The 24,012-nt window shown below is 65.3% G+C and carries 23 protein-coding genes; 10 read left to right on the top strand and 13 right to left on the bottom strand.

The annotated features are described in order from the left end of the window. Window positions 1–2 precede the first annotated feature (2 nt). The 4 genes from BGO82_RS19630 to BGO82_RS19615 all read right to left on the bottom strand — a co-directional run bounded on the left by BGO82_RS19630 (window position 3) and on the right by BGO82_RS19615 (window position 5,518). Window positions 3–944 carry an ABC transporter permease gene (locus tag BGO82_RS19630; protein ID WP_291307315.1) on the bottom strand — a complete coding sequence of 314 codons (942 nt, stop codon included), beginning with the start codon at window positions 942–944 and terminating at the stop codon, window positions 3–5. Window positions 945–1,007: 63 nt separating this feature from the next. Further along, window positions 1,008–2,603: an ABC transporter substrate-binding protein gene (locus BGO82_RS19625; RefSeq protein ID WP_291307314.1), complete on the bottom strand. Its 1,596-nt coding sequence runs from the start codon at window positions 2,601–2,603 to the stop codon at window positions 1,008–1,010. A 59-nt stretch (window positions 2,604–2,662) separates the two neighbouring features. Beyond that, window positions 2,663–3,850 carry an ROK family protein gene (locus BGO82_RS19620; RefSeq protein ID WP_291307313.1) on the bottom strand — a complete coding sequence of 396 codons (1,188 nt, stop codon included), beginning with the start codon at window positions 3,848–3,850 and terminating at the stop codon, window positions 2,663–2,665. A gap of 711 nt (window positions 3,851–4,561) precedes the next feature. Then, the gene (locus BGO82_RS19615) at window positions 4,562–5,518 is read right to left on the bottom strand and encodes an NAD(P)-dependent oxidoreductase (RefSeq protein WP_291307312.1); all 957 of its coding nucleotides are present in this window, start codon (window positions 5,516–5,518) and stop codon (window positions 4,562–4,564) included. Here BGO82_RS19615 and BGO82_RS19610 point away from each other — a divergent pair. Continuing rightward, entirely contained in the window at window positions 5,444–6,178 is a 735-nt protein-coding gene (locus tag BGO82_RS19610; protein ID WP_298799756.1) for a TetR/AcrR family transcriptional regulator, read from the top strand. The two genes, BGO82_RS19615 and BGO82_RS19610, sit on opposite strands and share 75 nt — an antisense overlap. Window positions 6,179–6,274: 96 nt before the next feature. Continuing rightward, window positions 6,275–7,276, top strand: a complete 1,002-nt coding sequence (locus BGO82_RS19605; RefSeq protein WP_291307311.1) for a Dyp-type peroxidase — start codon at window positions 6,275–6,277, stop codon at window positions 7,274–7,276. 92 nt (window positions 7,277–7,368) lie between these two features. Here the strand turns inward: BGO82_RS19605 and BGO82_RS19600 are convergent, their stop codons facing one another. Both BGO82_RS19600 and cls read right to left on the bottom strand, forming a co-directional pair. Beyond that, window positions 7,369–7,575 carry a hypothetical protein gene (locus tag BGO82_RS19600; protein ID WP_291307310.1) on the bottom strand — a complete coding sequence of 69 codons (207 nt, stop codon included), beginning with the start codon at window positions 7,573–7,575 and terminating at the stop codon, window positions 7,369–7,371. Between the two features lie 65 nt (window positions 7,576–7,640). Then, window positions 7,641–9,071, bottom strand: coding sequence for a cardiolipin synthase (cls, locus tag BGO82_RS19595; RefSeq protein WP_291307309.1), 1,431 nt, complete (start codon window positions 9,069–9,071; stop codon window positions 7,641–7,643). 219 nt (window positions 9,072–9,290) lie between these two features. Here cls and BGO82_RS19590 point away from each other — a divergent pair, with 219 nt between their 5' ends. From BGO82_RS19590 to BGO82_RS19580, 3 genes are all read left to right on the top strand, one after another. Continuing rightward, the gene (locus BGO82_RS19590) at window positions 9,291–10,196 is read left to right on the top strand and encodes a J domain-containing protein (protein WP_291307308.1); all 906 of its coding nucleotides are present in this window, start codon (window positions 9,291–9,293) and stop codon (window positions 10,194–10,196) included. Beyond that, window positions 10,193–10,501 (top strand): chaperone modulator CbpM, encoded by a 309-nt coding sequence (locus BGO82_RS19585; RefSeq protein ID WP_291307307.1) that lies wholly within the window; start codon window positions 10,193–10,195, stop codon window positions 10,499–10,501. Before BGO82_RS19590 ends, BGO82_RS19585 begins: the two co-directional genes overlap by 4 nt. A gap of 146 nt (window positions 10,502–10,647) precedes the next feature. Then, the gene (locus BGO82_RS19580) at window positions 10,648–10,902 is read left to right on the top strand and encodes a DUF2171 domain-containing protein (protein WP_291307306.1); all 255 of its coding nucleotides are present in this window, start codon (window positions 10,648–10,650) and stop codon (window positions 10,900–10,902) included. 51 nt (window positions 10,903–10,953) lie between these two features. Here BGO82_RS19580 and BGO82_RS19575 read toward each other — a convergent pair whose 3' ends face one another. Continuing rightward, the gene (locus BGO82_RS19575; RefSeq protein WP_291307305.1) at window positions 10,954–11,217 is read right to left on the bottom strand and encodes a nickel-binding protein; all 264 of its coding nucleotides are present in this window, start codon (window positions 11,215–11,217) and stop codon (window positions 10,954–10,956) included. 52 nt (window positions 11,218–11,269) lie between these two features. Next, on the bottom strand, window positions 11,270–11,761 hold the full coding sequence (locus BGO82_RS19570; protein ID WP_291307304.1) for a DsrE family protein: 492 nt from the start codon (window positions 11,759–11,761) through the stop codon (window positions 11,270–11,272). Between the two features lie 102 nt (window positions 11,762–11,863). Here BGO82_RS19570 and BGO82_RS19565 point away from each other — a divergent pair, with 102 nt between their 5' ends. Beyond that, the gene (locus BGO82_RS19565; protein WP_291307303.1) at window positions 11,864–12,736 is read left to right on the top strand and encodes a LysR family transcriptional regulator; all 873 of its coding nucleotides are present in this window, start codon (window positions 11,864–11,866) and stop codon (window positions 12,734–12,736) included. Window positions 12,737–12,767: 31 nt separating this feature from the next. On the opposite strand, the gene BGO82_RS19560 is transcribed toward BGO82_RS19565, so the two are convergent. The 5 genes from BGO82_RS19560 to cydD form a co-directional block, all read right to left on the bottom strand. Further along, complete coding sequence (locus BGO82_RS19560; protein ID WP_291307302.1) at window positions 12,768–13,811, bottom strand: histidine kinase dimerization/phosphoacceptor domain -containing protein; 1,044 nt, start codon at window positions 13,809–13,811, stop codon at window positions 12,768–12,770. A gap of 3 nt (window positions 13,812–13,814) precedes the next feature. Further along, window positions 13,815–14,258: a response regulator gene (locus BGO82_RS19555; protein ID WP_291307301.1), complete on the bottom strand. Its 444-nt coding sequence runs from the start codon at window positions 14,256–14,258 to the stop codon at window positions 13,815–13,817. Next, window positions 14,255–15,751, bottom strand: a complete 1,497-nt coding sequence (locus BGO82_RS19550) for a CHASE3 domain-containing protein (RefSeq protein ID WP_291307300.1) — start codon at window positions 15,749–15,751, stop codon at window positions 14,255–14,257. The genes BGO82_RS19555 and BGO82_RS19550 overlap by 4 nt, the downstream gene beginning before the upstream one ends. 111 nt (window positions 15,752–15,862) lie before the next feature. After that, window positions 15,863–17,521 (bottom strand): thiol reductant ABC exporter subunit CydC, encoded by a 1,659-nt coding sequence (gene cydC, locus BGO82_RS19545; protein WP_291307299.1) that lies wholly within the window; start codon window positions 17,519–17,521, stop codon window positions 15,863–15,865. Continuing rightward, entirely contained in the window at window positions 17,518–19,182 is a 1,665-nt protein-coding gene (cydD, locus tag BGO82_RS19540; protein ID WP_291307298.1) for a thiol reductant ABC exporter subunit CydD, read from the bottom strand. The genes cydC and cydD overlap by 4 nt, the downstream gene beginning before the upstream one ends. 215 nt (window positions 19,183–19,397) lie before the next feature. Between cydD and BGO82_RS19535 the strand changes: the two genes are divergently transcribed. From BGO82_RS19535 to BGO82_RS19520, 4 genes are all read left to right on the top strand, one after another. Continuing rightward, complete coding sequence (locus BGO82_RS19535; RefSeq protein WP_291307297.1) at window positions 19,398–20,981, top strand: cytochrome ubiquinol oxidase subunit I; 1,584 nt, start codon at window positions 19,398–19,400, stop codon at window positions 20,979–20,981. Then, entirely contained in the window at window positions 20,978–22,126 is a 1,149-nt protein-coding gene (gene cydB, locus BGO82_RS19530; protein ID WP_291307296.1) for a cytochrome d ubiquinol oxidase subunit II, read from the top strand. The genes BGO82_RS19535 and cydB overlap by 4 nt, the downstream gene beginning before the upstream one ends. A gap of 12 nt (window positions 22,127–22,138) precedes the next feature. After that, window positions 22,139–22,258: a cytochrome bd-I oxidase subunit CydX gene (gene cydX / locus BGO82_RS19525; RefSeq protein ID WP_291307295.1), complete on the top strand. Its 120-nt coding sequence runs from the start codon at window positions 22,139–22,141 to the stop codon at window positions 22,256–22,258. A 479-nt stretch (window positions 22,259–22,737) separates the two neighbouring features. Further along, window positions 22,738–23,979 (top strand): extracellular solute-binding protein, encoded by a 1,242-nt coding sequence (locus tag BGO82_RS19520; RefSeq protein ID WP_291307294.1) that lies wholly within the window; start codon window positions 22,738–22,740, stop codon window positions 23,977–23,979. The last annotated feature ends 33 nt before the right edge of the window (window positions 23,980–24,012 follow it).

Genomic DNA, 24,012 nt, shown 5'->3' with positions numbered 1-24,012 from the left:
GGTCAGTACCGGATACGCGGATCGAACAACGGATAGGTGAGGTCGACCACCAGATTGATAGCAACCAGCATCACCGCGAAGGTCAGGAGCATGCCCTGCACCAGGGGATAGTCGCGCCGCAATACCGCCTCGGCAGTAAGCCGCCCCAACCCCGGAATATTGAACACCGTTTCAGTTACCACGACACCACCGATGAGCGAGGCAAAGCCGATGCCAATTACGGTAACGATGGGAGGCCCGGCATTTTTCAGCGCGTGGATGCACAGCACCCGTAGCGTCAGCGCCCCTTTGGCTCGCGCCGTCCGGATGTAGTCCTCGTCCAGCACTTCGAGCATGGTGGCACGGGTCACGCGGGCGATGAGGCCGACATACAGCAGCGCCAGCGCGACGGTCGGCAGGACGAGGCTGCGCAATGTGCCGCCAAGGCCTTCGGCGAGCGGCTTGTAGCCCTGGACCGGTAGCCAATGGAGCTGCACCGCGAAGACAAAAATCAGGCAGTAGCCGATGACGAAGACCGGCACCGAATAGCCGGCGACGGCCAGCACGATGACACCGCGGTCGATGCCGGTGCGAGCCCGATAGGCAGCGATCACCCCGAGCGGCACCGCCAAGAGCACAGCAAGGATGGTGGTGGAGATCGCCAGCATCAGCGTCGGCTCGAAGCGCTGCGCGATGAGCTGCGTCACCGGCAGATTGGAGAATACCGATCGGCCGAGATCGAAATGCGCGAGATCGATGAGCCAGATCCAGAGCTGTGTGGACAGCGGTTCGTTGAGATGCAGTTGCGCCCGGATCGCCTCGACCTGCGCCGGCGTAGCGCTGTCGCCGGCGATCAGCGCGGCGGGGTCACCCGGCGCCAGATGCAGCAGGAAGAAGGCAAGCAACAGCACGAAGGCCAGTACCGGTATGGTCGAGAGCAGCCGCAGGCCGACATATCTGAGCATCTGGTGTTCCTGTATCGACGGCGCCGGGCCAAGGCCCGGCGCCGATCCCATGGGCTGACGCGATCAGTCGCTCTTGGAAACGTTCCAGAAAGTCGAGACAGCACCGTCGATGAGGCCGCTGAGCTTCTTGGACCGGCCCACCACGATGTAGTTCTGCCCCATCGGCACGAAGGAGATCACGTCGTAGATACGAGCCTGCAGCTTGATCGCGATGTCCTTCTGCTCTTCGGGCGTCGCGGCTTTGACATAGGCAGCCGAAAGCTGCTGCAACTGGTCGTCGCAGGCCCAGCCGAACCAGCCCTTGTCGCAGGCGCCTTTGGTGAACACGTTGGTGATCGGGTTCATCATGTCGATGCCACCCCAGCCGGTGGAGAACACGCTCCAGCCGCCATCGGCGATCGGCCCGTTGTTGGTCCGGCGCGAGAACATCGTTGCGGTGTCGGTGGCAAAATCTTCGACGTTGAAGCCGGCAGCACGCAGGTTCTGCACGGCGACGGTCATGTAGGCGTCGGCATCCTGGGCGTCGGTCGGATGGATCACCAGCACCGGCTCGTTGTTGTAGCCGGCCTCCTTGAGCAACGCCTTGGCGCCCTCGATATCCTGCTTCATCACATGTTCGGAGTTGATGTCGGTCTCGTAGGGCGCGCCGCAGAAGAACACCGCCGGGCAGAGCGTATAGAGCTTGTCGTTGTCGCCGAAATAGGCCTGCTGGATGTCCTTCATGCTGAGGGCCATCACCGCCGCCTGCCGGACCTTCTCGTTGTTGAAGGGGGGCTGCGCCCAGTTGAACACGACCTGCAGGCTCTTGCCGAGATGGTCGCGGATATACCACTCGGCCGTGTCGCTGGCCTCGATCGTGGGCAACAGGTCGGGCGGCACACCTTCCATATAGTCGATCTCGCCGGCGAGCAGCGCGTTCACGGCGCTGACGTCATCGGGGAAATCGATCCGTTCGATGCGATCGACCTTGGCGACTTTGCCACCGGCCAGGAAGCTCGCCGGCTCGTCGCGAGGCACGTAGTAGGGATTCTTGACGTAGACGACTTTGCTGCCGGGGGCGAACTCGTCCATCTTCATCATGTAGGGGCCTGAGCCGACATATTCGGTAATCGCCTTGTCGGCGGGCGTATCGGCGATGCGCTGGGGCATCATGAAGGGCACATAGGCGCCGGGCTTGCCGAGGGCCTGCAAGGTCATGCCCCATGGCTCTTTCAGCACCAGCTTGAAGGTGGTGTCGTCGACCGCTTCCATATGGTCGAGTTCGCCGGCGAGCAGCCGGCCGAAGCTGTCCTTGACCATCCAGCGCTTGAGCGAAGCGATACAGTCCGCCGGAGTGACGGGTGTCCCGTCGCTCCACTTCAGGCCATCGCGCAGGGTCAGTGTGTAGGTTTTTTGATCGTCGCTGATCGCATACTTGCCCACCATCTGCGGCTGGACCTTGTAGTCCGCATCGGTCGCGAAGAGCGTGTCCCAGACCAGATAGGCCATGTCACGCGTTGGCGTGGACGTGGTCAGTTCCGGATCGATGATGCCGAGCGATCCGGTCATCTTGATCCGTAGCGTATTGTCGGCCTGTGCCGGCAGCGCTGTGGCGAGCGCTGCCACGCTTGCAAGCATGCCGCCCAGCAGGGCAGCCCTGAATAGTCGACGGAACTTCACGATAGTCCTCCCAGTTTGGTGTGGCTGCGGCGTTCCGCTCCCTCGGGCGCCGCCTTTGCTCAGGACTTGCCCGTCCTGCGGGGTCGGTGCCGCTGTACCTTGTCGCCATCGTCGGCGATGCCGTTGCGCGGCGAAAAATGCTCGTAGATGGGCAGCACGGCGCTGCCGATGAGCGAGCCGTCGGACGCCAATTGACTGAGCCGGATGACCGGCACGGTGAGGCCGAACTGCTCGGCGCGCTTCAGCCGCTGCTCGAGCTTTTCGACGATCTCGAGCACCAGATAGGACGGCAGCAGACTTTCAATGATCACCGCCTCGACGTCGATCACGGCGAAGCAGGCGGTCAGTCCCTCGACCAGCGCCGCCACGCAATCTTCCAGCCAGTCCTGCACGATGCCGCGCGCCTGATCGATGGCGTCGGGCAAATCGGAAACGGCATGAATGGTGAAGCCGTGCAATTGCAGATGCCGCATCAGCCCCGACAGCGACGCGCGATCCCCGAGAAACTCGCCGGTCGGCACCCCGTCTGCATCGCGCGAGCGCGCCAGCCGACTTGGCCCCACCGGTATCGCGCCGAGCGAAGCGGCATTGCCGTGCGAGCCGGTCTCGAGATTGCCGCCCAGCACCAGCGCCCCCGAAATATGCGCACCGATCGACACCAGCAGAAAGTTCCGGAAGTCCTGCCCTACGCCGAGCAGATATTCGGCCACGGCAGCGACGCGCGTATCGTTCTCGACGAAGACCGGCAGGTCGAAGCGTGCCGCCATCTCCTTGGAGAGGCTGTGCGCATCCCAATCGGCCAGCACGTCCTGCGGCAGGGCATGACGTTCCGGCCGGTACCAGAGATCGTGCGACAGCGACACGCCGATCCCCGAAAACCGCTGCCGCGGGCTGTCAGCATCGGGAAACTCGACGAGCCCCCGGTCCACCAGCGCCATCACCTCGTCGAATTTGGGCAGATGCCCTTCGACCACGAGCCGCTTGGTGATCTGTCCGTTGAAATCGACCAGCGCCAGTTCCTGCCGCTGCCGCGTGACATGCAGGCCGAGACCGAACACGCCGTTGGGTGAGATGGCATAGACGATCGACGGTTGCCCCACCTGGCCCAGCCGCTTGCCGCGCCGATAGACGAGCTTGTCGGACTCCAGCAGGCCGATGGCATCCGCTGTCGTCTGCACAGGCAGGCCGGCCGCGGCCGCCAGCTCCTTTTTCGACGCCTCGCCCAGCCGCCGGAGATGGCTGAGCACCAGCCGTTCCTTGGCTTGCCTTACGCGGCTTGCACCGGTGTCGCGCGCCCGTCTGCCCATATGACCTGGCCCTCTCAGGAAATCTCTGCCGGAGCATAGAAACGGCAGCCGAGAGAAATTGCTTACTCCGTCCGTCGAATAAATCTCAACCCGCAGTCCAAGCAGGCCACAGGACAATTCCCGACCGCCGCCCACGAGGCCATAGCGATCGCTCGATCGTCTGTATCCATTTGTTTTATATTGATATTTATACCCAGCTGCTTGGCCTGGAGACGGGTAGCGCCGACGTCCTGGCGGACGAGGCGAGGCCCTCCGGCCACCAGCCTCCGCCACATGGCCTATCTGCCCTACCCGCCTCATCATCATGCAAAATTACTGGCACACTCTCCACAATTCGTCAATACTAACGATATCCGTTTTTATTTTTTTTGAAATACTCCTTTTTTAACAATAGGTTATGTGTCTAGCTTGGATCGAGGCAAAGAATGATGGCTTGTCCAACTCATTCTGAGGTAATGGCGATATGGCCAGCCGCTCGTCGCGCGCAGGCTCCGCATCTCAGTGCTGCGGGCCGGTCCAACGCACAACCATTGCAGTGACGCGACCTTATTGGCCTGCGGAAAGCCATGTATCCGCAAGCACAGGCGCTACTCATGGCGCCATCACCGGAATCGCGCCGTCGGCATAAATTCTCCCGACGTAGAGCTAACGCTACCCGGCCGCCTGCATCTCGTTCTTGATGATCCCGGCGAAGCCCTGGCGCCAGGAGGAATAGCGGGGCGACCAGCCGAGTTCGCGTTTGGCCTTGGCGTTCGAGCCGGCCCGTGACTGCGTCATCATGACGACCAAATGCTCTCCGGCGATGAGGCGGGCAAGCCATGCGGGCACGTGGAACGGGGGCTTGGCGCCGAGCATGGCAGCGAGCGCCGGGAGCCAGACATGCACGGGCGCCGGATCGTCGTCGACGATATTGTAGATGCCGGAGCCCCGTTCCACCGCGACCGCGGCCGCTGCCGCCGCATCGTCGATATGCAGGAACGACCACCAGGCGGTGCCACCGCCGATCAGCGGCATGCGGCGCTTGCGCACCTGCTCGAGCATGGACGGATCGAAGACGCCGGTGCCGGGGCCGTAGAAGCCACCATAGCGTAGCGCGACACCCGTGAACCCCGGCGTCGTCGTCACGGCGTTTTCGAGATAGCGGATGGCGTCGAGCGTGCCGCGGAATTCCTGTGGCGGGTTCGGGTCGAGCGGATCGTCCTCGGTCTTCACGTATCCGCCGTCGCGCGCGTAGGGCCAGCCGCAAAAGCTCTGCGCCACCACGCGCTGCACGCCACAATCGCGGGCAGCCGCAAGCAGGTAGTCGGTGCCGATGGTGCGCAGTTGATTGCTGCTCGCAAAGGCACGGTCGAACTGGCGCAGATCCAACACGCCTTTCAGATCCGTCAGTTGATGGATGATCGCGTCCGGACGCGCGGCAGCAACCGCAGCGTGGATGGCCTTTTCATCGAGCGCGTCGGCGACGACCGGCTCGGCACCGAGGTTGCGCAGGAGGTCGGCCTTTTTCGGTGTGCGCGTCAAACCGACGACGCTATGGCCCTTGCCGACCAGCAGCGGAACCAGGCTGCGTCCAACGGCGCCCGTCGCGCCTGCAACAAAAATACGCATAACATCACCTCGCGTCTTGATAACCTACTTTGCAGTAGGTTAATCTCGATGCCGATGAATTCAAGAGGACGCAAGCGACTTAGTGCCGGCGAACGGCGGGCGCAGATTATCGAGGCGGCCGTCGCGGCCTTCGCGCGCGACGGCTACGACGCCACCCGGATGGACGATATCGCGGTGCAGGCGGGGATCACCAAGCCGGTGCTCTACGATCATTTTTCCTCGAAGCGGGCGCTGTTCCTGGCGGTGCTGCAGACGATCCGCGACGATCTGGCCGCGAGAGGCAGGGCGATCGCGCAGGACGAGGGGAGCCCCGAGCAGAAATTCCGCCGCTCGGTCGATGCCTTTCTCGCATTCGTCGAGCAGGCTCCCGATGCAGCGCGGGTGCTGCTGACGGTACCAACAGGGGACCCGGTTGCGGCGAGCGTTTCCCGCGAGGTCCAGACCGGCGCGTCGGCCGGCATCGCCGCGCTGCTGGCGGAGTCGATGCCCGCTCGCACACCGTGGCACCTGCAGGCGACGGCGGCATTTCTGAAGGAGGGTTTGCATGCGGTGGCGGTATGGTGGCTCGACCATCCGGGGCCGAGCCGCGCGGCGGTCGCCGATATCGTGCTGGATGCCGCCTGGCGGGGGTTACAGCGGCAGATGCAGCAGGCGACGTGACCGGGCCGCGGCGCATTTTGTCCATGGAAGTCTGTCAGGTAATGGCGCGTGCTCGCCCGCCGCACCGCTTGACCGAGGGGCACCGGCAACAGGAAGATGGCCGGAGGGGCCCGAGGGGAGACAGTCTTGCCGTCCAGTGTGCCGCAATCGGTCGACGCGTCGCTGACGCGCGCCGCCATCTTTCTGGTCGTGACGATCAATCCGGGGGAAGCGAACGAGCGCGTCGTCAGGGACCTCTGTGCCGATCTGTCGAGCCTGGTGCGGGGGGTGGGATTCCGAAACCTGCATGGCTATCTGTCCTGCGTCACGGGCTTCGGATCGGCGGCGTGGGATCGGCTTTTCGGCGCTCCGAGGCCGAGGGACCTCCACCCGTTCCGCGAGATTCGCGGTGTGCATCTGGCCGTGGCGACGCCGGGCGACATGCTGTTTCACATCCGGGCCCGCAGCATGGATCTGTGCTTCGAGCTGGCGACGCACATCGCGTCACGGCTGGCCGGCGCCGTCACCACGGTCGATGAGGTGCACGGCTTCAACTATTTCGACGACCGCGATCTGATCGGCTTCGTCGACGGCACGGAAAACCCTGCCGGACAGGCGGCGCTCGATGCCACGCTCATCGGCAGCGAGGACCCGGCGTTTGCCGGCGGCAGCTACGTCGTGGTGCAGAAATACCTGCATGATCTGGCGGGCTGGAACGCCCTGCCCATCGAGGAGCAGGAAAACATCATCGGCAGGCACAAGCTTTCCGACATCGAGCAGCGGGATGCGCTGAAGAAGCCCTATGCCCACAATGTCCTGACCTCGATCGAGGAGGACGGCGAGCAGTTGCAGATCCTGCGGGACAACATGCCGTTCGGCGACGTGGGGAAAGGCGAGTTCGGCACGTACTTCATCGGCTACGCCAAGACGCCACGCCGGATCGAGAAGATGCTCGAGAACATGTTCATCGGCAATCCGCCCGGGACCTACGATCACCTTCTCGACTTCAGCCGCGCCGTCACGGGGACGCTCTTTTTCGTGCCCACGACGACCTTTCTTGACGATGTGACCAATCCGGCTCCGGCGCCGACCTCCACGGCGGCACCGAAGGCCGACTGACCCGGCGCAAGCCCGCGGCGCTCGCGTTCGACCGCAAGACCGGCTGCGCGATGCTCAGCAGCTCATGAGCGGCGTCGCCTCCGTCGAGGCGATCACGACCCTTCGCGATCAGCGTTGGCCACGATGGTTTTGTCGATCAGCTCTTCGTTGTGGCGAATGAACTCGTCGCGCGTCATGCCGGACGCATGCCATTTGGCATGGAGCGCCGCGTCTCGATCGAGCCACTGCTCGCGAATCTTGTGATCGAATTTGTGAGCCCGAGCCTCGCTCGTGCCCCGCATTTCGTGATCTTTCGACACTTCATCCCTCCAAGCTGCAGCTGCAACCTGCAATGGCGCTGCAGTCATCCGTGCCAAATTATCGCTCAGAAGAGCGGGCCAGCCAAGGTCAGCAAATTGTCGAACGCCATGCGCAATTTTGGCCGCTTGCGGACTCGGCCAAGCTCGACGGCAGTCGAGCGGGCAAGATAGGTCTCCTGCCGCTGGCGCACAGAGGCGGATATTTCGGGCGAATACAGCAGGATATTGTTCTCGAAATTCAGGTTGAGGCTCCTGTAGTCCATGTTGGCCGACCCGATCAGCGTGACCTCACGGTCGACGACGAGGGTCTTGGCATGCAACAGCCCGCCAGCAAACTCCCATACCGCGACACCAGCAGCCAAAAGCTCACCGTAGTGAGCCTGGCTGATCGCGGCGACGACAGCGGAGTCGTTTCGCGCGGGAAGGATCAAGGTGGTTCTGACACCACGCCGGGCGCAGGAGAGCACAGCCTCGAGCAGGGGCAGGTCCGGGACAAAATACGGCGTCGAAATCACCGCCTGCTGCTCGGCGGAATTGAGCAAGGCGACGAATGCGCTCGACATGGCCCCCTTGGGCGAGGTCGGACCGGTGCCGAAGGCAACTGCCGGAAACCCATCGCCAACAGCCGCTCGCAGAGGAGCGTCAATGAGGTCGGACAGATCCTCGCCGAACTCGACCATCCAGTCGCCGGCGAAGATGAGCTGGTTCTGCCGGACGATCGGCCCGTCCAGACGAAGCATGATATCGACCCAGGGCGCGAATTTGGGTTTGAGCCGAAATTGCGGGTCGGCGCAGTTCTGACTGCCGCAATAGGTGACCTCGTCGTCGATGACGACGATCTTTCGATGGTTGCGCAGATCCGGCCGGCTGATCGAGGCGATGGACCAGCCCAGCTTGGGCGCGAGCGAAACGCAAAGCTTCACACCCGCCGCGGCCATTGCCGTCCACTGTGCGGACTCGATCAGCCCGCGCGATCCGACGCCATCGACGACGACCCGGCAGGTGACGCCGCGCAGCGCCGCCCGGCATAGCGCGTCGACGACCTTGGTGCCGTTGTTGTCGGTCAGCCAGATATAGAACGAGATGTGGATCGTTCCACGTGCGCGGTCGAAATCCGAGACCATCGAGGCAATGGCGCTGTCGGAATCCGGTGCGAGCTCGGCGTGGTTGCCGGCCACGACGCTGGTTCCCCCGATGCGCCCGCAGGTTGCGAATACGGGCCGGTATCGGTCGGGGACGGAGTCGATGCCGTACGACCCGCCGAGGCCGGCCGGCAGGGTCAGGAGACCTCGGGTGTTCGCGACCCGCCGGCGGAACCGGCGGGCAAGCCATCGCTCGCCGAACAGCAGATAGAGCACCGCCCCGACCGCCGGAAGAAACAATGTGAGCACCAGCCAGGCAAGCCGCGCGTCGGCGCCCATGTCCGCATTGAGGAGCAGGCGGACGACGATCAGCAGTTGGATCGCCGCCAGCGCCAACGACAAAGCAAGCGCCACCGGATGCCCTCCTCGCGTGTCGCGACCACCCATCCGCACGCAGGGGCCGCAGTGATGCAAGGCGAATGACGGGGAAATCCCCGCGAATCCGCGAAAATGTCGAGGGCGCCGAGGTAGCCGGTCGACCTGGGTCGACGACGACGATAAAGAAAGATTACGCTGTTCGGACCCGCCATGGCGCGTCCGCGCAGGCTGGACGCGCAGCTTTCGGAGCGAGCCTTGAAGTCCCCATACGAAGTTCTCGGCGTGCCGCCAACGGCCTCGGTGTCGGCGATCCAGAGCGCCTACAGGACGCTCGCCAAGAAGCTCCATCCCGATCTCAACCCCGGCGACAAAACGGCCGAGGAGCGGTTCAAAGAAGTCGCCGCGGCCTACGATCTGCTCAGCGACGCAGAGAAAAGGAAGCGCTTCGACAACGGGGAGATCGATGCGTCCGGCGCCGAAAAGCCGCAGCAGCGCTACTATCGCGACTATGCATCCGCCGACCAGAACCATCCCTACGCCGACACCAGCGGGTTTGGAGATTTTGCAGAGGGCGACGATCCCTTCGCCGAGCTGTTCAGACGCAGTCAGCGGAGCCGCGCCAATCGGCGCGGGGACGATCTGCATTATCGCCTGGCGATAGATTTCAGCGACTCCATCGCCGGCGCCAGCAAGCGGCTGACGCTTCCCGACGGGGGCACGCTGGAGGTAAAAATACCGGCCGGCCTCGTCGACGGGCAGACCATCCGCCTGCGGGGCAAGGGGGCGCCGGGCATCGGCGAGGGCGGACCGGGCGATGCCCTGATCCAGATCGACGTCCTGCCCGATCCACGGTTCACCCGAGACGGCGACGACATCCTGCTCGAGCTGCCGGTGTCCCTGTCCGAAGCAGTGCTCGGCGGCAAGGTTCGGGTGCCCACGCCGACCGGGGATGTCACCATGTCGGTGCCCAAGGGGTCCAACACCGGAACGACGCTGCGACTGAAGGGCAAAGGCGCGCCACGCCGGGGCGGCGGGCACGGCGACGAGCTGGTGCGGCTGAAGATCGTCCTGCCGCGCGGCGAAGATCCCGAACTCACCGCCTTCGTGTCCGGCTGGCCGAAAGGCAAGCAGTTCAACCCCAGAGAGGAGAATGCCTCGTGAAGCTCACCAAACGCGAGTTCCTCCTGTCGTCCGGCATCGAAGGCGAGACGCTGGAGCTCTGGCTGGAGCACAGCTGGCTCATCCCGGAGCAGACGGCCGCGGGCCCGGCATTTTCCGAGCTGGATGCCGCCCGGGCGCGCCTCATCATCGAACTCAGGGACAACATCGGGGCGAACGAAGCCGGCATCGACGTCATCCTGCACCTGGTCGATCAGCTCAACGGCATGCGCTGGGCGCTCCGGCAGGTGGGCCAGACCATGGCCGGCCAGCCTGTCCGCGACGTCGACCAGCGCGACCTGCCGTAGGAGACCACGAGGCCGCGGCAGGCGGGCGGGCAATGTCGCTCACGATGTCGTTGCCGCGTCCCTCTCGTCGCGGAGGGCGATAGGGTCTAGGCTCACGCGAACTACAATCTCGCAGTGCCCGGTTATCCAAACGAAGGAGAACTTTCATGAGCGACGAGATCAAAAAGGACATGGACGTCATCGGCGCGGACGGCGTGCACGTCGGCACGGTCGACAGCGTCGACGCGAAGCGCATCCGGCTCAAGAAGAGCGACAGCTTCGGCGAGCATCGCGGGCATTCCCACTATGTCGAGCTCGGTTTCGTTGCCGGCGTCGAGGGCAACACGGTCCGCCTGTCGGCGAACGGCGACGTCGCCGTCACCCTCGAAGAGGAATATTCGGGCAAGCCGATTCCTCTCTGAGGCCGGCCGCGCGAGGTCCGGCGGCCGAATGCCGGCCGCCGGCCGCATGCCTCAAGGCGTGAGGTCGAGTGCCTCGACAACGCGGTAGTAGGGAAGCCTGGCCTCATTGTTGAGCCGGGTGACGTCGGCGACGTCGCTCGCGTCGAACAGGCACATGCAGCTTCCGTCGGCGGGCGTGAAGGTCGAGCGGATGTAGCGGATCGGCGTGCCCTCCGCCGTCATCTTCCGGCCCTGCGCGATCGCCGCCTGCTGCGCGGCGGCCAGCGCCTCCATCGAAATGCCCTTGAGATTGCGCTCTACCATGAATACGCCCATGACCTGATCTCCCTTCAGCGGCGAGTGATGTCGTGGCCGGCACCGCCGGCACTCAGTAGCTCAGGACCACGTCGGCCGCCGCGGCCAGTTCCACCAGCTTGTCCGGCGTTGCGAACTCGGCAGGCTTTCCCACCAGGTCGGCGTCGGTGATATTGCGCGTCTTGGCCGAGTTGCCGGAGATGTAGATGCGCGCGCCGCCCTTGCTCAGCGCATCGAAGCTGTCCCGCAGCTTGCCGGTGCCCTTGCCCACGACGCTCGACAGCGCGGCGTCGGTGATGAGTGACGCCCCGTCGCCGGCCAGGAACATGGTGACGGTGTTGCCGTCCTTCTGCGCGGTCATGGCGACCAGGAAGCCCAGGGCGGCCTCGGTGGGATTGTCCGGTCCGGTGTGAATGTGGACCAGGAAACTGGCCGCCGTGGCCGGGCCGGCCGCGAGCGAGAACAACGCGGCCGCCATGACGATGTATCGATGCTGCATTTCGAGCCCCTCGGTAATCGCGGTTCCTCGTACCGCTTCCGGCCGTAGAAGAAGCGCCAGCGTCACTCGAAGGGAAACAAGCGTTTGGTGATTGATTGAAAACCGCCAGTTATGGTCGGACGTGCTAGTGTCGTTGCCTTGGCGAACACGGGGGAATGTTCGATGGAAATGTTCCAGATCAGATATGTTCTGGCAGCGGTACGCGAGCTCAACTTCACGCGGGCGGCGGCCGCCTGCAATGTCTCGCAGCCGGCCCTGACCAAGGCGATCAAGGCGATCGAAAGCGAGCTGGGGGCGCCCATCTTCCATCGCGAAGGCAAACGCATCCTGCTCAGCGATTTCGGCCGCTCGCTGCTGCCGCACCTGCAGCACATCGCCCACGAAGCCGAGGCGACGCGGCTGATGGCCGACAATTTCAGGCTGCTCAACAACGTGCCCGTCCGGGTGGGCGTGATGTCGACGATCGGCCCGGTGCGGCTGTCGCGGTTCCTTGCGAGCTTTCAGGGAGAGTACGAAGGGATCGAGGTGGCCGTCACCGAAGCGAGCGCCGCCGAGCTCAAGCTCAAGCTGGAACGCGGCGAGCTCGACCTGGCGATCCTGAACGCGATGGACGGCTTCGGCGCCGCCTTCAATGTCCATGCCCTCTATCGGGAGCGCTATGTGGTGATCCTGCCGCCGGAGCATCGCCTCGCGGCGCGGGACGCCATCCGTCTCGGCGACCTGTCGGACGAGCCCTATGTCGACCGGCTGTCATGCGAGATGCGCGAGATGGTGATGGAGGTCTGCCGCGACCGCGGCATCAGCCTTTATGCGCGGTTCCGCTCGGAGCGCGAGGACTGGATCCAGGCGATGGTCCTGGCTCGCCTGGGGTTTGCCTTCATGCCCGAATGCGCAGTGACCTCGCTCGACCTGCTGCAGCGGCCGCTGGTCGAGCCGGAAGTCGCACGGACCATTTCGCTGGTCAGCGCCCCGGGCCGCCCCTTCAGCCCGGCAACCAAGGCGTTCGTCGGCGCGGTGAAGACGTTCCACTGGCCGGGGTGATCGGCCCGTCGGGCCGCGCAGTCGGCCCAGACTATCGATCGCCAGTCGGAAAGGTCACCGACACCACGGTCCCCTGACCGGCCGAGCCGTAGTCGAGGTGTCCGCCGATGGTCTGCACCATGGCCTTGACGATCCGGCTGCCGAGGCCTGTCCCCAAAGGCGGCCCGGACCCGTCGTAGCCGACCCCGTCGTCCTCCACCCGCAGCACCGCCTGGGCTCCGTCGCTCTGAAGCACAACGCGTATCTCGCCGGGCGGCCGGTCGCGGTAGGCATATTTGAGCGCGTTGGTGACGAGTTCGGTGAGGATGACGCCAAGCGAGACGGCGGTCTTGGTCGAGATCGATATCGGCGCTGCATGCACCACGATGCTTGCCGTCGCCCCGTCGGCGACGGCCGATCCGTTCATCTCGCCGAGCAGGCTCGAAACGTAGTCGTCCATCCGGACGGATTGGGCATCCCCGCGGGTGTAGAGGTGGCGGTGCACCCCGGCGATCGCCTGGATGCGGGCCTGGGTCTCGGCGAGGGCGGCCCGCGTCTCCTCGGTCTTCGACGCGCCCGCCTGCAGCCTCGCGAGGGAGGCCACCAGCGCAAGACTGTTGGCGACGCGATGGTTCATCTCGCCCAGCAGCGTTTCCGCGCGCTCTCGCGCGATACGCATCTCCTGCTCGGCGAGAGACTTCGCGCGGCTGAGCCGGATGATGCTCACCGCGTTCTCGACGGCCGAGCCCAGCAGCTCGAAGAAATCGTCGTCCACCGATTTCAGCAGATAGTCGGTGGCGCCCGCCTTGAGCGCGGCGACGGCGACGGCGGTGTCGGCCGTTGCCGTCAGGTAGACCACCGCCGGACGGTCCGCGATATCCTGCATGGCGTTCAGCACGTCGAGGCCGGTCTCGGCCGCAAGATGGTGATCGAGGATCAGGACATCCACACCGCCCGCGCGGATGCGCTCCAGCCCGTCTCGACCCGTCAGGCAGTGTTCGAACGCAAAGTCGTGGCGGCGGACCACTTTCCCGACGAGGCGCGCAATCCCGGGATCGTCGTCGATGTACAAAACGAGCGGAACGTGGTTCGGCATGACTCAGTCGGTCTCGGGAACCTGCATCACGGAGAAGAAGAGCCCAAGCTGGCGGATGGCATTGGCGAAGCCATCATAGTCCACCGGCTTGGTGATGTAGACGTTGGCGCCCAGGTCGTAGCAGCGCTGGATCTCCCGCTGGTCGTCGGTGGTGGTGAGGACCACCACCGGAGAGCGGCGCGTGTGCTCGTTGGCCTTCACCTTTTCGAGGATATCGACGCCCGTCATGTCCGGCAGGTTGAGATCGAGCAGAACGAGAAGCTGTCGTCCCTTGCTCGCCAATCCGGACCCGTCCGGGCCGAGCAGGTAGGTCAGCGCGTCGGCGCCATTGCTGAACGGAACGATCTCGTTGGCCACCCCGGCCCGGCGGATGTTCTTTTCGATCAGTCTGGCGTGTCCCTCGTCGTCTTCCACCATGATAATGGTGACCGGCTTTCCGTCGCTCATGTGCTTTTCGCCTCCAGATGCCGGCGCAGGTCGCGCGGCAGCGTGATTGTGAATGTCGATCCCTTGCCCAGTTCCGAGCGCAGCGTCACGTCACCGCCCAGACTGCGCGCGATGGTTCGGACATAGGCCAGTCCAATACCTTCCCCCGGCTGATTGAGCGACCCCGCCCGCCGAAAAAGCTCGAATACGCGTTCGTGATCCGCGGGGGAGATGCCCCTGCCATTGTCTTCCACGTCGATGGCGACGCGGTTGCCGGGAACTGCCGCGGCACGCAACGCGATCTGCAGCGGCCGGTTGGGGTCGCGGTATTTGATGGCGTTGTCGAGCAAATTCCCCAGCGCCTGTTCCAGGGACAGCCGATCCGAGACGACCGTGCGCACCGTGGCATCGATGACGGCGGCACCGCCGCCTTCGACGATCTGATGCTGGACGCTCGCGACGGCGGCCTCCGCGATCGCCTTTACGTCCAGCGTGTCCGGCTTCAACTGCCGCCTGCCCTCGCGCGAGATCCTGAGGATGGCGTTGATCAATCCATCCATCTTGCGCGTTGCGGCGCGGATGAATCCGATAGCTTCCGGCAGGTCCTCGGTCGCCGCCACGCGTGCCGCGCGCAGCTCGGGATCGTCGTCGTCGCTGCCTCTCGCGGCGATATATCGCTCGAGCTCGCCGACGCTGGTCTCGAGCTCGCTGGTGAAGCCCATGATGTTCACCAGCGGCGCGCGCAGGTCGTGCGTCACAATGTACGCAAAGCGCTGTATCTCGTCGTTTGCCCGGCCGAGATCGGCGGTACGTTCGCGGACGCGCTCCTCGAGACCGGCATTGGCCAGCACGACCTCCTGCCGCGCAGCGGAAAGTTCGCGCGTATAGGTCATCGCCATCCAGATGGCGCCGGCGGCGACGGCAACGATGACGAACGCTCCGACGATCGTGACCCAGCGCAGAGCATCGGCGGCGTTGGCCTGGTTGACCACGCCGTCGTCAATCCGCTGGTCGGCGACATCGATGAGCTGGTCGAAAAGCGCGCGGGCCTCGTCCATCGCCACCTTGCCCTCGTCGGTGAGGACGATCGCGACGGCCTCGTCCCGGTGTCCGTCGCGCACGAGCTCGATCGTGCGGGACAATTCCTCGAGCTTTCCGGCGACGGCGGTGCGCATCTTGGCGATGGCCCGCGCCTGCTCCGGAAACGGCGCAAAGACCGTCGCCAGGCGATCGATCAGGGCGGGAATCTGACCCACGCTGCGTTCGTAGGGTTCGAGATAGCGCTGCTCGCCGGTGAGGAGATAGCCGCGCTGGCCGGTCTCGGCATCCTGCAGGGCACTTCTGAGGGCGATGGCCGCCGAGCGGATTTCGCGGCTGTCGGTCGTCTGCTCGAACCAGGCCCGGTTCTGCTCGACGAGCCACAAGGTTGTTCCGACGATCCCAGCCAGCGCCAGAAAGCCCAGGACGAGCATGACGATTGTAGATCGAACGACGACCGAGACGGAAAGCGACATGAAACCTCCGGGCGACGTTCATGCCTTTAACGGAGGCGGTTCGCAACAAAATCGGCGCGGGTGCATCGCCGGCGTCGCCCGGCCTTGCCGGAATGTGGGCCCGGCCAAGCCTCAGGCGTCGTTCGCGGCGATGCAACCGGCTCTGAGCTCGAGCACCCGGCCGAACGCCGGAGGAAGCTCGGCGTGGGTGATCACGATCATCGTCCGGCCGGCAACTGCACTCGGCACATCCTCCAGAAACGCGCGCTCGGCGTCGACGTCCAATCCGGCGGTGGGCTCGTCGAGGACGATAATCGATGCCGGCGACAGCAGCGTGCGGGCAAGGCAGATGCGCCGGGCCTGCCCGGCCGACAGCGTACGCCCGCCTTCGCCGAGCACGGTGTCGAGCCCGGCCGCGAGATGCGACACAACGTCCTTCATCCCGACGAGATCGAGCACGACCCACAGGGCCTCGTCGGCGGCGTCGGGGCGTCCGATCAGCAGATTGTTCCGAACGGTGGCGTTGAAGACCGGTGCATCCTGCGTCATCAGCGCGACGCGCTGCCGCAGCGCGGCGCTGCCAACTTCGCGCACGTCACGGCCATTGATCATCACCCGGCCCGCCGCCGGATCGATCAGCCGCACCAGCAGCTGCGCGATGGTCGACTTGCCTACCCCGCTCGGCCCCTTGATGGCCACGCATTCACCCTCCGCGACATGAAAGCTCACGCCGTCGAGCACGGCCGCACCATCACGGTAGGAGAATCGGACATCCTCGAAACCGACGGTGCCGCCCGGAGGAAGCGCCTTCGGATCGGCCGGCTCGACGATCGAGGACGGCATCCCGGCAAGCGCCGACAGGCGATCGGCGGCGGCTGCCGCCGCCGCGATCCCGCGCGCGCTCCGCACCACCACGGCCGACGCCTCGAAACTCGCGACCACGGCGAGCACGAGTCCCACCATCAGAGGCCCATCGATCGCCCGGCCATTTACTGCACTCAGGCCACAGGCGAGCGTGGCGACCAGAACCATCCCCGAAAGGGCTTGAACCGCAGCCGATGCCCACGCCGTCATCCGACCCAATCGCGCCTTGGCTGCCGACAGCCGGCCGGCGCAGCGCTCGGCGCTCTCCCGCGCCCGGCCGACCGCATCGAACAGGACGAGGTCCTGGTGTCCCTCGATACCGTCGAGGATCGCGCTTCTGAGCGCGGCTGACGACGCGACGATCTCGGCTCCTGCGCGCCGCGACGCGACGACCAGCAGGACCGGCACGCCCACGGTCGCGACGGCAAACCCGACAGCGTAGACCGCAGCCGCGGCTGGCAGGGTGAACGCAAGCAGCACCGTCATTCCGGTTCCGGCCATGACCGCCGTCGCAAGCGGACCAAGTCCGACCAGGAAGATGCTGTCGAGCGCATCGAGATCGGCGACCAGCCGGCTGACCAGATCGCCGCGGCCGAACAGGCGGCTGACGGGAACGAGCCGGAACAGGCCGGCGAAGGTCGATCGCCTGAGGCTCGACAGCAGCCGCAGGGTCGCGTCGTGTCCCGTCACCTTTTCGCCGTAGCGCGACAGGATGCGCACAAAGGACAGGCCACGCACGCCCGCCGATGGCGCAAACAGATTGAAGGCCACCCCCGCCGTGGTGATGGCGGCAGCGGTCAGGAACCAGCCGGAGATGCCGAGCAGCGCCACGCCCGCCGCCAGGGTGACGAGGGACAGCCCCAGCGTCAGCAGCAACGGACCGCGCAGCCGTCCGACGAGCGGCAACACATAGGCGAGCGCCTTCATGCGGCACCTCGCTGCGCCGGCCATTCGGCCGCCGGCCGCGGCGTCGCCAGCAGGTGTCCCTGCGCGAGCCGGTAGCAGCGATCCATGCGCGCCGCCACGGCAAGCGAGTGGGTGAAGACGATCATCGTGCGGCCACGTGCGAAATCGCAGAGGCCATCGAGCACGCGCGCCTCGGTGAGAACGTCGAGATGCGACGTCGGCTCGTCGAGCAGCAGCAGACCGCGCTCGAGCAGGTAGATCCGCGCCAGGGCGACCCGCTGCAGTTCGCCTCCCGACAGTCCGATGCCACCGTCGCCCAGCAGCGTATCGAGACCTTGCGGCAACCCGCCGGCAAACTCCGTTACTCGCGCTCGATCGGCCGCCCTCAGCACCGAGGTCGGGCATGCCTGCGGTCGTCCCAGCCGGATATTCTCCGCCATCGAGGCCGCAAAGATCGTTGGCCGCTGGCCCAAGGCGCCGATACTGCGCCGCAGCACCTGCGGCTCGATTTCGCGCAGTTCACGTCCGTCGAGCCGGATCGATCCCTCGTAGGGCGCGAGCCCCGCGATCACCGAGAGCAAGGTGGACTTTCCCGAGCCGCTCGGCCCCAGGATGGCCACGTGCTCGCCCGGCTTCACGACCAGATCGAGATCCTCGATGACCGTCGCGCCGGTCGGCGACGCAACGCGCACCGCCGACAGGGTGACGGCAGCCGGGACGACCTCGAAATTCGGGTCGGGCGCTCGGTGCGGGGCAGTCTGCGATTGGAGGGCCGGCACCTCGCCGAACAGCTTCTGCAGCTCCGCCAGCGCCGCCTTCGCCGCAGCCTGGTCATGGTAGTGGGCAGCAAGGGTGCGCAACGGCGCGAACACCTCCGGCGCCATCAGCAGGCAGAACAACCCGGCCTCGAGCGACAGCGGCGCACTCCGCAAGTTGACGAGATGCAGGAACGTCAGGCCGACATAGAGCGCCACCCCCGCAACGCCCAGCGCGGCAAAAAACTCCAGCACGGCCGAGCTCAGGAAGGCAATGCGCATCACGCGCATGGTGCGGATTCGAAGCGCCTCGCTCGCACGTTCCACGCCGTCGGTCTCGGCCGCTTCGCGGCCAAAGAGCTTGAGCGTCGTGATGCCGCGCAGGCGGTCGGCGAAGTAGCCGCTGAGCCGGCTCAATGCGGTGGCCTGGCGCTCGCTCGCGGCCTGCGCGCCCCAGCCGGCCAGAGCCATGAACACCGGGATCAGCGGAGCCGCGACCAGCAGCAGCAGCGCCGCCATCCAGTCGATCGGCAGAATCACCACGGCAAAAGCCAGAGGCAACAGCGCCGCCTGCGCCATCGCCGGCAGATAGCGCGTCAGGTAGCCGTCCATCGCCTCGACGTGTTCGATGACGGCGGTCGCGAGGGCGCCGCTCGCGCGCTCTGCGGTCCAGCTCGGCGACCGGCCGAGCATATCGCCGATGAGCGTCTCGCGCAGTCGGGCCTTGCCCGCCTCGCCAGCCTTGATCCCCGCCACGTCGCCGACAAGCGCGAGCGCGATGCGAAGGGCCAGCAGCGATGCGATGACGGCAAGCGGCACGAACAGCAGCTGCGGCCCCTCCCCTGCCACGACCGCACGATCGATGACGTGGGCCAGCAGCCATGCCTGCGGCAACAGCAGCGCGCCGGCGAGCAGCGGCATGGTCATGGAGAGCGTCTGGCTGACCCCGCCGCTCCGGCCCAGTTGACCAAGCAATTTGCGGGGGCGCAGCGCATGGGCTGAGGCGGGGGGCGGGGTCATTCCGACACCCTACCGGCCCTCCCATCCGTCCCCTTTGACTCACATCAAGGTGGATCGGCCGCCGCGCGCCTATCGACGTCCTGGCCGGCCCGAGGCCGGTCCAAGCATAAGGATTCTTCGACATGGTCGATCCCCTCGTCGTCGAACTATCGCGGCTGCAGTTCGCCGCGACGGCGATGTATCACTTCATCTTCGTTCCCCTCACCCTCGGCCTCTCCTTCCTGATGGCCGTGATGGAGAGCGTCTATGTCATGACCGGCCGCCCGGTCTGGCGCAAGGCGACGTTGTTCTGGGGAACCCTGTTCGGCATCAATTTCGCCATGGGCGTCGCCACCGGCGTCGTAATGGAGTTCCAGTTCGGCATGAACTGGAGCTATTACAGCCACTATGTCGGCGACATCTTCGGCGCGCCGCTCGCCATCGAGGGCCTGATGGCCTTCTTCCTCGAGGCGACGTTCATCGGCCTCTTCTTCTTCGGCTGGGATCGGCTGAAGCCGGTGGGGCATCTGGCGGTGACATGGCTCGTCGCGATCGGCGCCAATTTCTCGGCGCTCTGGATTCTCATCGCCAATGGCTGGATGCAGAACCCCGTCGGCGCAAAATTCAATCCCGACACGATGCGCATGGAGGTCACGAACTTCATCGACGTGATCTTCAATCCGGTCGCGCAGGCCAAGTTCGTGCATACCGTCAGCGCCGGCTATGTCAGCGGCGCGGTGTTCGTGCTCGCCGTCAGTGCGCTGTTCCTGCTGCAGAAGCGTCACCGCGATGTCGCGATCCGCTCGATGGTGGTGGCGGCGAGCTTTGGCCTGGCCGCGGCGCTGTCGGTGGTCGTGCTCGGCGACGAGTCCGGCTACGAGACCACCGCGCACCAGAAGATGAAGCTGGCCGCGATGGAGGACATGTACGAGACGCAGCAGGCGCCCGCCTCCTTCACCTTGTTCGCCGTCCCGACCGGCGATGGCCAGCAGTTCGCGATCCGTATTCCGTGGGTGTTCGGCCTGATTGCCACCCGGTCTTTCGACCAGCCGGTCATCGGGATCGACGATCTGGTGAAGGCTGCCGAGGGCCGCATCACCAACGGCATCGTCGCTTACAAGGCGCTGCAGCAGATCCACGCCAACCCCACCGACCAGGCAGCGCGAGCCACCTTCCAGCAGACGCAGCAGGATCTGGGCTACGCGCTGCTGCTCAAGCAGTTCCCCAACGGCGTCGAGAACGCCACCAGCGAGGACATCGCCAAGGCCGCGCAGAGCACGGTGCCGGACGTCTGGGTGCTGTTCTGGACCTTCCGGCTCATGGTGGCCGTAGGCTTCTTCTTCATCGCGTTCTTCGCCTTCTGGTTCTGGAAGGCCTCGACCCATCGGCTCGAGACGAGCCGGGCCTGGCTCTGGGTCGCGGTGTGGGCCCTGCCGCTGCCCTGGCTCGCGATCGAAAGCGGCTGGCTCATCGCCGAGCTCGGCCGGCAGCCTTGGGTGGTGGAGGGCATCCTGCCCACCTTCTACGCCGCTTCGGGCCTCAGCGTGTGGGACCTCGCGATCTCGCTGAGCTTCTACGTGCTCGTCTACACCGTGCTGCTCGCCATCATGGTCTGGCTGATGGTTCGCGCCATCAAGCATGGCCCATCCGAGCAATCCGTCCTCGACCTCGATGAAGACATGCCGGCCCCGGCTACGGGTGCCGCCAAGCTGGAGCCCGCCAAATGAGCAGCATTCCACTCGACTACGAAACCCTTCGCCTGATCTGGTGGGCCCTGCTCGGCATATTGCTCATCGGCTTTGCCGTCATGGGCGGCATGGACCTCGGCATGGGAACCCTCCTTCCCTTCGTTGCCCGCACCGACGAGGAGCGCCGCGTGGTGCTCAATCTTTCGGGGCCCACCTGGGAAGGCAACCAGGTCTGGCTGGTGCTCGGCGGCGGCGCCATCTTCGCGGCCTGGCCGGCGATCTACGCGGCGAGCTTTTCGGGGTTCTACCTCGCGATGATCGCCATCCTGCTGGCGCTGATCCTGAGGCCGGTCGGCTTCAAGTTCCGCGGCAAGATCGCCGATCCGCGCTGGCGCACGGCGTGGGACTGGGCCCTGTTCGTGGGCGGCTTCGTGCCGTCGCTGATCTTCGGCGTCGCCGTCGGCAACCTGTTTCTCGGGGTCCCCTACCAGCTCGACGACACGCTCCGGGCCAGCTACCAGGGCAATTTCTTCGGCCTGCTCACGCCCTTTGCGCTGCTCACCGGCCTGTTGAGCCTGTCGATGCTCACCACGCAGGGCGCGACCGTCATCGCCGCCCGGACCAGCGGCGACATCGCCGAACGCGCCCGCACCTATGGCAGGTGGGCCGCCGCGGCGACGCTGGTGATCTTCCTGCTCGGGGGCATCGTGACGCTGTTCCTGCTCAACGGCTACCAGGTCACCAGCGTCCAGAACATGGCCGGACCATCGAACCCCCTCGGCAAGACCGTGACGATTGCGCAGGGCGCCTGGCGCAACAACTACGCCGCGATGCCGTGGACCATCGTCGCTCCGGTCCTCGCCGTCCTGGGCAGCGTCATCGCCTATCTGGCGCTGGAGCTTCGCGCCAGGATGCTGGGGCTGTTCGGCTCCAGCCTTGCCATCTTCGGCATCATCTCGACGGCGGGCCTGTCCCTCTTTCCGTTCCTGATGCCCTCGTCGGTCGATCCCACGGCGAGCTTCACGGTGTGGGACGCCTCGTCGAGCCAGATGACGCTCTTCATCATGCTCTGCGCCACCGTGGTCTTCCTGCCGATCATTTTGGCCTACACCGCCTGGGTCTACCGGGTGATGCGGGGCACGGTGACCACCGCCAGCCTCAACCGCAACCCCAACGCTTACTGAAGGAACCGAACGATGTGGTATTTCTCCTGGATTCTCGGCGTCAGCCTCGCCTGCAGCTTCGGCATCCTCAACGCCATGTGGTACGAGCTGCGCGACCCCGAGCCGGCGCCGGCAAAGGTGCGCAAGGACTGAGCCAAGAGGCCGGGCCGCGCCGGCGGCCCGGCTTCGCACCAAGTCCGGGTTCCGACTGGAGCTGCAGAGACCGTTGCCAGGCGCGAAGCAGAGGCTTCCGCAAGGAGATCACGCCGACCTTCGCATAGGCGCATTTGACCTCCGCCGAACAGATATTTGGCCGTTTACCGTCATCGAGATCGACATCCGGCCCGGTCCGGTCCGCGGGCCCGATATAGCCGTGGATGGCCCGTGGCACGCCGGCCATTGTTTTCGAACACCTAGCGCGGGTTGAAGCCAGCGGGGCATTGCGATGCACAATGCATACGAATGCAGAAACAGTTTGCATTCGTATGCAAAACCAGTCTAGGTTTTGATGGTGCAGGGCGAGGAAACTCCCGCGGGAGGGGTGTTTCGGGGATCGTCATCGGTCTCTTGCGCTGCGCAAAGCAACATTTGCGCGGACCGGGAACAGGGGATCCGCCATAGAGGAGAACGACATGAAACACCTTTTGGGGGCGAGCGTCTCTCTCGCTGTCCTGACCCTTCTGGGAGGCACTGCGCTGGCGGCCGATTGCGGCATCGCGTCGGGTTCGGTGCGCATCCTGTCCAACGATTTCGACGTGCTGAAGGTCGTGGCCGACGGCGCCAAGGAATGCGCCGGCGACAAGGTGACCGTCACCGCCAACCTCACCACGCAGCACAAGGATCTGCAGGTTCCGGCGCTGACCATCAATCCGGCGGAGTACACCGTCGCCATGGTCGCCAACAATTCGATCGCGCCGCTGCTGAACGGCGACCTCATCCGGCCGCTCGACGATCTGATCGCCAAATACGGTCAGGATCTGCAGCCCAACCAGTTGATCAAGGTCGACGGCAAGACCGTTGCCATCGCCTTCGACGCCAATTCGCAGCATCTGTTCTACCGCAAGGACATCCTCGACAAGGCCGGCGTACAGCCGCCGAAATCGTACGAGGACGTGCTCGCCGCCGCCAAGACGATCAAGGACAAAGGCATCCTCGACTATCCGTTGGCCGCAGCCGACAAGCCGGGCTGGGATCTCGGCGCCGAGTTCGTCAACCTCTATCTCGGCACCGGTGCCGACTTCTTCGAGCCAGGCTCGGCCAAGCTCGCGATCAACAACGAAAACGGCCTCAAGACGCTGCAGATGATGAAGGATCTGACGCAGTACATGCCGCCAGACTACCTCACCTACGACGCCAATGAGATGAAGGCGACCTATCTCGCAGGCAAGGTCGCGATGATGGATGGCTGGGGGTCGTATGCCGGGTCGGTAATCGGGCCGGACAGCCCGTCCAAGGACATCGCCGCCGAGACCGTGCTGGCCGCCGCGCCGACCTTCAACGGCGGCTCGATCGCTGCGGCCTCGCTGTGGTGGGACGGCTTCTCCATCGCCAAGAATATCTCCGACGAGGACGCCACGGCCTCCTTCCAGGCGATGATGCACGCCATCCGCCCGGAAGTCGCCACCCAGCATCCCGACGTCGCGCCCTGGCTCATCAAGGGCTTCAAGCCTGGCCCGGCCGCGGTCGGCGTGATCGCGACGGCGAACGGCAACGCCAAGCCGTATCCGATGCTGCCCTATATGGGCCTGCTGCACACCGCGCTCAGCAACGAGATCGGCGACTTCCTCAAGGGCTCCAAGGATGCCCAGAAGACGCTCGACGACATCGGCGCGGCCTATGCGGCGGCAGCCAAGGAAGGCGGCTTCCTGAACTAAGGTCTCGACATCGCAGGGGGCCGGCGGAAGCTG

Source organism: Devosia sp. 67-54, from assembly GCF_001899075.1.
GTDB lineage: Bacteria > Pseudomonadota > Alphaproteobacteria > Rhizobiales > Devosiaceae > Devosia_A.
This window is presented reverse-complemented; position numbering and strand designations above follow the sequence as displayed.